Origin of the sequence: Trebonia sp. (assembly GCF_049794275.1) — a bacterium.
Taxonomy (GTDB): Bacteria; Actinomycetota; Actinomycetes; order Streptosporangiales; family Streptosporangiaceae; genus Trebonia.
The window spans coordinates 1-5,765 of the sequence record NZ_JBARCR010000791.1 but is presented as its reverse complement, the minus strand read 5'-3'; the positions used below and the strand labels follow the sequence as shown (position 1 = coordinate 5,765).

The 5,765-nt window shown below is 68.4% G+C and carries 8 protein-coding genes; 3 read left to right on the top strand and 5 right to left on the bottom strand.

Annotated elements, in window-relative coordinates; translation table 11 throughout:
• On the top strand, positions 1–1,292 hold a 1,292-nt coding region (locus WA805_RS20620; protein WP_425243142.1), incomplete at its 5' end, for a helix-turn-helix domain-containing protein.
• A gap of 128 nt (positions 1,293–1,420) precedes the next feature.
• Positions 1,421–1,705: a hypothetical protein gene (locus WA805_RS20615; RefSeq protein ID WP_422337648.1), complete on the top strand. Its 285-nt coding sequence runs from the start codon at positions 1,421–1,423 to the stop codon at positions 1,703–1,705.
• Between the two features lie 52 nt (positions 1,706–1,757).
• On the opposite strand, the gene WA805_RS20610 is transcribed toward WA805_RS20615, so the two are convergent.
• Positions 1,758–2,345 carry a DinB family protein gene (locus WA805_RS20610; protein WP_422322880.1) on the bottom strand — a complete coding sequence of 196 codons (588 nt, stop codon included), beginning with the start codon at positions 2,343–2,345 and terminating at the stop codon, positions 1,758–1,760.
• Between the two features lie 63 nt (positions 2,346–2,408).
• Here WA805_RS20610 and WA805_RS20605 point away from each other — a divergent pair, with 63 nt between their 5' ends.
• A complete protein-coding gene (locus tag WA805_RS20605; protein WP_422337646.1) occupies positions 2,409–3,209 on the top strand; it encodes an SAM-dependent methyltransferase in 801 nt (266 codons plus the stop codon).
• 5 nt (positions 3,210–3,214) lie between these two features.
• On the opposite strand, the gene WA805_RS20600 is transcribed toward WA805_RS20605, so the two are convergent.
• The 4 genes from WA805_RS20600 to WA805_RS20585 all read right to left on the bottom strand — a co-directional run bounded on the left by WA805_RS20600 (position 3,215) and on the right by WA805_RS20585 (position 5,622).
• A complete protein-coding gene (locus WA805_RS20600) occupies positions 3,215–4,435 on the bottom strand; it encodes an epoxide hydrolase family protein (protein WP_424561111.1) in 1,221 nt (406 codons plus the stop codon).
• Positions 4,436–4,591: 156 nt separating this feature from the next.
• On the bottom strand, positions 4,592–4,888 hold the full coding sequence (locus WA805_RS20595) for a DUF1330 domain-containing protein (protein WP_422287109.1): 297 nt from the start codon (positions 4,886–4,888) through the stop codon (positions 4,592–4,594).
• Positions 4,889–4,953: 65 nt separating this feature from the next.
• Positions 4,954–5,310, bottom strand: coding sequence for a DUF1622 domain-containing protein (locus tag WA805_RS20590; protein WP_425243141.1), 357 nt, complete (start codon positions 5,308–5,310; stop codon positions 4,954–4,956).
• An 18-nt stretch (positions 5,311–5,328) separates the two neighbouring features.
• Positions 5,329–5,622, bottom strand: coding sequence for a hypothetical protein (locus WA805_RS20585; RefSeq protein ID WP_422326795.1), 294 nt, complete (start codon positions 5,620–5,622; stop codon positions 5,329–5,331).
• Positions 5,623–5,765 lie beyond the last annotated feature (143 nt).

Here is a 5,765-nt window from a genome sequence, read left to right as displayed (position 1 = left end):
ACGCGCTGGCCGCCGCCGAATCGGAGGCCGACCCAGTCGCGCTCGTCGACGCGCTGCGGGCCCGCCAGCTGGCCTGCTGCGCCCCCGAGGGCCTGGCCGAGCGGACCGCGCTGGCGGCCCGGATGCTCGAGGCCGCCGACGCGCTGGGCAGCGCCTGGGTCGAGATGTGGGGCCGGTTGTGGCGGATCGACACCCTGTTCGAGACCGGTCAGCTGCGGCTCGTTCAGCGCGAGCTCACCGGCCTCGGTTCCTGCCTGGACCGGCTGAGCAGCCCGGTCGGGCGATGGCACTACCTGGAGGGCGCGGCCACGCTCGCGCTGGCCACCGGGCGCTTCGCCGACGCGGTGCGGCTGGCCCGCGAAGGGTTCAAGCTATCCAGCGACATGGGGCACCCGGCCGCGATCGGCGGTCTCTCCGTGATCTTGTCCCAGTCCTGCCTGCACGTCGGACTCGACCAGTCCGGCCTGGCCGAGATGTACGACCTCATCCCTGCGCACCTCCGGCCGGAGGCCGTGGACACCACTCAGGGAGTCGCCACCATCTTCCCCGCGCTCACCCTCACGCTGATCCGCCTTTTCCAGGGCGACCGGGCCGGCGCCGGAACGGCCTACGCGCTGGCGGGGCCGATCCGGTCCTGGACTCCGTCGCCGGCGATGCGCATGGCGGCCTGGGGACACGCGCTGCCAGCCGCCATCGGCCTGGGCCGCACGCGGGACATTGAGTTCCTGGCCGAGCGGTTCGAGCCGTTCCGCGGTCAGCACGTCGCGAACGGCGCGGGCAGCGGGACCTACATGGGCCCGGTCGAGCTGCAGCTTGGCCTCGCGGCCGCGGCGCTGGGACACCTGGACGCCGCGGTAGAGGACCTGGCCGCGGCCGTTACGACCTGCGACGCCAATGGCGCCCGCGGGTACGCCGTGCAGGCCCGCGTCGAATTCGCCACGGCCCTGGCCCGCCGGCAGGCTCCCGGCGACCTAGACGAGGCCGCGGCCGTGCTTGACGCCGCGGCGAGCGAGGCCGGACAACTCGGCATGGTCCCTTTCACCAGTCGGATCGGGCTGCTGCGGGCCCGCCTCCCGGCTGCGACGGCGGCTCGCTCCCCGCTGAGCCCCCGTGAGCTCGAGGTCGCCAGGCTGGTCGCCCGTGGGCTGACGAACAAACAGATCGGCCAGGCCCTCTACGTTTCCGAACGGACAGCGGAAAACCACGTCCAGCACATCCTGGTCAAGCTTGGCTTCAGCAACCGCAGCCAGATCGCCGCCTGGTCCAGCGAATGGCGGGCCACGGACGCGTAACCGGGTCGCGGCTACTGAGCGAATGAGTACCCGGATGAGTACTTCCCCCGATGGCCGGATCAGGCCTTTTCCGTAGTGTCCTTCCTGCCAGCGCGAATCGCGCGCACGAAAGCGAAGGCAGGACAGTCATGGCACACATCCACGTCTCTAAGTCGAAGGGCCAGACCATCGAGAATTTCCGCATGGTCTCCGCCAGGCACAACCCGCCCCAGGACATCGACGGCCTGCTCGCCTGGGCGGCAGGCACGGACGAGGACGGCCTCAACGTGGTGACCGTCTGGGAGTCGAAGGCACACCAGGAGCGGTGGGCGGCCGAGCAGCTTTTCCCCGCGTTCGCGGAGCTTGGCCTGTCCGGCATCCCGGCGGGCACGGAGTTCACCGAGTACGACGCCGAGGAGTTCTACATCCGCTGAGCACGCAGCCAAGCGCCGCGCCCTGACCGTCAAGTCAGGGCGCGGCGCCGCGTCAGGCGTCGGCGGCGCTGCGGGCCGCCGCTTCCACCCGGTCGTGGTAGACGCGCCACCAGGCCTGGTCCGGCGCCTGCATGTTGTCGACGCCCGGGCGGGCGCCGACCGAGCCGTCGATCATCTCGCGGACGATATCCGCGTGACCAGCGTGCCGCTGGGTTTCCGCGATCATGTGCACGAGGATCCGGTGCAGCGTCACCGCGCCCTGGTCTCCCCACCACGGCACGGTGCCGGGAGCGTCCAGCGGCAGCTCCGTGATCGTCTCGTCGGCGAGCCGCCACGAACGCCGGTAAAGATCGACGATCTCGGCCCGGCTCTCGTCTGGCGTCGCCCACATGTCCGCGTTGGGCTCGGCGTCCGCACTGGCCCACGGCAGCGATAGCCCGGTCGGGCGCCCGAATACCGGGCCGAAGTACTCGAGCTCGACGCCCGCTACGTGCTTGACGATGCCGAGCAGGTTGGTGCCGGTAGGCGTCAGCGGCCGCCGGATGTCATACTCGCTCAGCCCTTCCAGCTTCCACACCAGCACCTCACGCGCCCGCTGCAGGTACATGTGGAACTCTGCCTTGGCGTCGTATCCGGTCATATGCAGCAGTCTGCCAGGAATCCTGTTGCGCTATGACGTCCTAGTGCGCGATTTTGTTGATCGATGCCACACGATCAGGAAGACCCCGCGCGGCGAGAAGCCATGTCCGGGCCGAGCGCCACCGGCTTCGACCAGGGCTTCTCCGCGGCGGGGACGTCCGCCGGACTTCGCCGGGTCTGGGAACTCGCCGCGCCCGACCTGCCGCCTGAGGTCCAGCCGTTCTCCTTCGTCTCGGCCGCCCTGCTGCGTCATGTGGCGCGAGCACTGCGCCTTTCGCCAGGACAGACGCTCGCCGATCTTGGCTGCGGGCGCGGCGGACCAGGGTTGTGGCTGGCCAGGGAGACCGGTGTTTCGCTGGTGGGGGTGGACTTCTCGCCCGTCGCGATCGATCAGGCCACGCGCCGGGCGGCGCTGTTCGGCGTGACCGCCAAGGCGCGGTTCGTCGTCGGCGATCTCACCAGTACCGCCCTTCCCGACGCGCAAGCCGACGCCGCCGTGTCGATCGACGCCTTCCACTTCGCCGCCGACCCGGCCGCGGCGGCCGCCGAAGCACGCCGGATACTCCGGCCCGCCGGGCGGCTGGTGCTAACCAACTGGCAGCCGAAGGTCCCAGGCGACGCCAGGCTGCCGGCCAGATTGCGGATCGACTGGCCGCGGCTCCTGCGCGGGGCGGGCTTCGGCGACGTCGGCGTGGAGGCACAGCCCGAGTGGCACGACCTCTATTGCCGCGTCTACCGGGTCGCCATTGACCTCGGTGATCCACGCGATGACTCCGGGCTCGCCCGCCTGCAAGACGAGGCCAGGCGCCGCCTTCCCGAGGCTGGCCTCACGCGCCGGGTCGTCGTGACCGCGACCGCGCCCTGAACCGGCTAGCGCAGTGACCGGAAGGCCGCCCGCATTTCGGCGGAGAACAGGTCCGGCTGCTCCCACGCCGCGAAGTGGCCACCTCGGTCGACCCTGTTGTAATAAATGAGGTTGCCGGGATACGCGCGCTCGGCCCAGCTGCGCGGGGCCTGATAGAGCTCGTCGGGGAAGACGCTGATGGCGTACGGGATTGAGATGTTCTTGGCGTTGAAGAAGTCCGCCTTGTTCTCCCAGTACAGCCGGGCCGCGGAGACCCCGGTGTTCGTCAGCCAGTACAGCGTGATGTTGTCTAGGAGGTCGTCTCGGGTCAGGGCGCTCTGCAGGTGGCCCTGCAGGACTTGTTCCACCAGCCCAGGCTGGCCGGTGCCGTCGCCGTGGTCGAGCATGAACGCCGCGAGGTCGGCGGGTGAGTCGGCCAGGCCGTACAGCGTTTGCGGACGTGACGCCATGATCTGCGCGTAAGCGACGTGCTTGGCGTAGAAGTTCCGCAGCTGCTCGTAGGCGTTTTTCTCCTCGGTTGACAGGCCTGCTGGCGGTGGGTCGCCGCGCTCGAACGCCGTGGTGATGTCGGCCGGCGCAGTGCCGGGCATGTTGGAGTGGATGCCGAGCAGTTCCGGCGGTGCTTGTTCACCCATTGTCTGGGTGACCGCCGCGCCCCAGTCGCCGCCTTGCGCGACGAACCGGGTGTATCCCAGGCGCTTCATCAGTTCGGTCCAGGCGCGCGCGGTGCGGACGGGATCCCAGCCGGTGGCGGTCGGCTTGGCGGAGAACCCGTGGCCCGGCAGCGAGGGGACGACCAGGTGGAAGGCGTCCGCCACGCTGCCGCCGTGCGCCGTTGGGTTGGTGAGCGGCTCGATGATCTTCAGCTGCTCGATGATCGAGCCGGGCCACCCGTGCGTGACGATCAGCGGCAGCGCATCCTGATGCCGGGAACGGACGTGGATGAAATGAATGTCCAGCCCGTCGATCTCGGTCATGAACTGCGGCAGGGCGTTCAGTTTCGCCTCGCACTTGCCCCAGTCGTAGTCGGTTGCCCAGTAGCGCGCGAGGTCTTGCATCATCGCGAGCCGCACGCCTTGCGAGTCGTCGGTGACCGTCTCGCGCTCGGGCCACCTGGTCGCGTTCACGCGCCTGCGCAGTTCCGTGAGTTCCGCCTCGGGAAATCCGACGTGGAACGGGCGGATGGCGGTCTTATCGCTGCTTGCCTGCTGTGCGCCTTCCGTCATGGCGAGGCTCCTCCGTGCTGTAGACCAGGCACTAGTTATGCCGGGACACGATGCCGACGTGCCGATTGCCTCCACCGTCGCACTGGCGGCGCGCGGTTCGCGCCCGGGGGAATCCCTGGTCGGCACCCTGGCATCCCACGGGCGAGACGACGGCGATCAGCCCGATTCGAGGCCCTGCACGGCGACCATGCGCATGCGCGCCCCTCCCTCACGGAGCTTCTTCGCCGCCTGATAGGCCGCTGACTCATACCAGCGCTCCGCGGCCGCGAGGTTTTCGAATTCGAGCACCACCAGACGCGAAGGCTGCCAGTCGCCCTCGAGAATGGTGATCCCCCCGCCGCGGACAAGAAAACGGCCGCCAGCCGCCGCGAGCGTGGCCGGGGTCGCGGCCTTGTACTGCTCGTAGCGCTCCGGGTCGGTGACGTCGATGTCGACGATGACGTACGCAGGCATGGCAGGACCCTACGCGGTCCCGTGAGGGCACAGCAACGCGGCTTGCCGGCCTGATAGGAATCTGACTATTCCAGAGGAGGCTGGGCGGCTTTTCTTTGCCATGGCCAATAGCCGGTCAGCTCTATCTCCAGCGAGAAACTCAGGAAGGTCCGAATCAAGACGATGATGGCGAGTATTGCCACGCTGATGAGGGTGGGTTGAGCGGCGACAGTGCGGACGATATCGCCGACGACCAGCAACTCCAGGCCGAGCAGGATCGTTCGGCCGAGCTGCTGGCGGAAATGGCGGTAGATGCCGGTCTCATGACGGCGCAGCTCGATGACGGCGCCACCGGTACTGATCAGCATGCCGACGACAATGACGGCGACCCCGGCGGCGTCGATGACGTCGCCGATGTCCTCCATCACATGGTTGTAGTCCACGGCGTTCCCGCAGGCGGATCAGCCTTCTGCCGACCCGAAGTGATCAAGAATGCGCTGTGCGTAGTAGGTCTCCCAGGGCTGACCGGGGTGGCTGGCGGTGTACTCCTTGTCGAGGCTGACGAGCAGGTAGGTCAGTTCGCTGCGGACCGGCTTCGTTTTCAGCAGCGCAGGCAACTCGGAGAGATTGACCAGCCAGTCGGCGTACCAGCTGGCCCAGTCGTCATCGGCGCCATCCACGAGCCGGAAGACGCGATGATGGGTTTCGGCCACTTCATGGAGGAGGCGATTTGCCTGGTCGAGAATGTCTGTCATTGCGCCTCTACGGCTTGGCGGACGCAGCGGAAAACCCGGCTCGGTTCGGAACCTAGTCTCCCCGGTCGACCCCGCGTGTAAACGACACATGCGTTGCCTGGTACAACTCGGTTCCCTCGACTTCGCAGACGGATCAACCTGGC